General features: G+C 60.6%; 1 pseudogene. It reads left to right on the forward strand.

Going from position 1 to position 259, the window contains the following annotated elements:
* A pseudogene (locus AC2YI2_RS35305) lies at window positions 1-259 on the forward strand (chemotaxis protein CheA); the annotation flags it as partial.

Genomic DNA, 259 nt, shown 5'->3' on the forward strand with positions numbered 1-259 from the left:
CGAACGATGGCCTCAAGGAATGGCGTCTGCGCTTCACCCTGCCGGCCAATGCGATGATGAACGGCACCAATCCGGTCGCGCTGCTCGACGAACTGCGCGATCTCGGCGAGTGCAGCATCGTTGCCGACATGGCCGGTGTTCCGGCCTTCGACGCGCTCGATCCGGCCGAAATCCATATCACCTGGAATGTCAGCCTGAAGACCAGGCATGGCCGCTCCGAGATCGAGGACGTCTTCATCTTCGTCATGGACGAAATGAC

This window comes from Rhizobium sp. SRI_017 (assembly GCF_057586295.1).